Origin of the sequence: Sediminimonas qiaohouensis DSM 21189, from assembly GCF_000423645.1 — a bacterium.
GTDB lineage: Bacteria > Pseudomonadota > Alphaproteobacteria > Rhodobacterales > Rhodobacteraceae > Sediminimonas > Sediminimonas qiaohouensis.
In genome coordinates, this window is record NZ_AUIJ01000068.1 from 1 (window position 1) to 1,047 (window position 1,047).

The 1,047-nt window shown below is 60.2% G+C and carries 1 protein-coding gene; it reads left to right on the forward strand.

What is annotated here, in order from left to right; translation table 11 throughout:
* A partial coding sequence (gene istA / locus G568_RS19495) for an IS21 family transposase (RefSeq protein ID WP_037374547.1) occupies window positions 1-1,047 on the forward strand: 1,047 nt, incomplete at both ends.

The following is a 1,047-nucleotide window of genomic DNA, read 5'->3' on the forward strand; positions in this document are numbered from 1 at the left end:
TGCTTTTCTGGTGCGAGCCTATCTTTTGCAGACACATGAGATGCTGTTCGATGCCCACTGGCATGGATTCCGGGTGTTTGATGGCATCCCGAGCCGCGGTATCTACGACAATATGAAGACGGCTGTTGATCGTGTCGGGCGCGGCAAACAGCGCGATGTGAATGCGCGATTTCTGGCGATGACCAGCCACTATGTCTTTGATCCCGAGTTCTGCAATCCAGCGGCAGGGTGGGAGAAAGGTCAGGTCGAGAAGAATGTGCGCGATGCCCGCCATCGGCTCTGGCAGCTCATGCCCGCCTTTCCGGATATGGATGCGCTGAACATCTGGTTGGAAGATCGCTGCAAGCTCCTGTGGGCCGAGACTGCGCATGGCACCCTGCCTGGCAGCATTGCCGATGTCTGGGAGGCCGAAAAGCCCGCGCTGATGCCACTGCCCACAATGTTTGACGGCTTTGTCGAAGAGAGAAAGCGGGTGTCGCCCACCTGCCTGATCACATTCGATCGCAATCGCTACTCAGTGCCGGCCAGCTTCGCAAACCGGCCCGTCAGCCTGCACATCTACCCCGAACGGCTGGTCATCGTCGCCGAAGGGCATGTGGTCTGCACGCATGAGCGCATCATTGAACGGTCCCACCGCCAGCCGGGGCGCGTCATCTATGACTGGCGTCATTATCTGGCGGTCGTTCAGCGCAAGCCCGGGGCTTTGCGCAACGGTGCTCCCTTTATCGAGATGCCCGACCCCTTCCGCAAGCTGCAGGCACAGATGTTGCGCCAGCCTGGCGGCGATCGCGAGATGGTCGATATCCTGTCACTGGTTTTGCACCATGACGAACAGGCCGTGCTCTGTGCTGTGGAATTGGCACTGGAGGCCGGCGTGCCGACCAAGACCCATGTGCTGAACCTGCTGCACAGGCTGCTGGATGGCACACCGACCGATCAGCCGGATGTGAGCCCGCCTGCAGCTCTCTCCTTGAGCAAGGAACCCGAGGCCAATGTCGCGCGGTATGATGGGCTGCGCACCAAGGAAGGAACGCGTCATGCGTCATG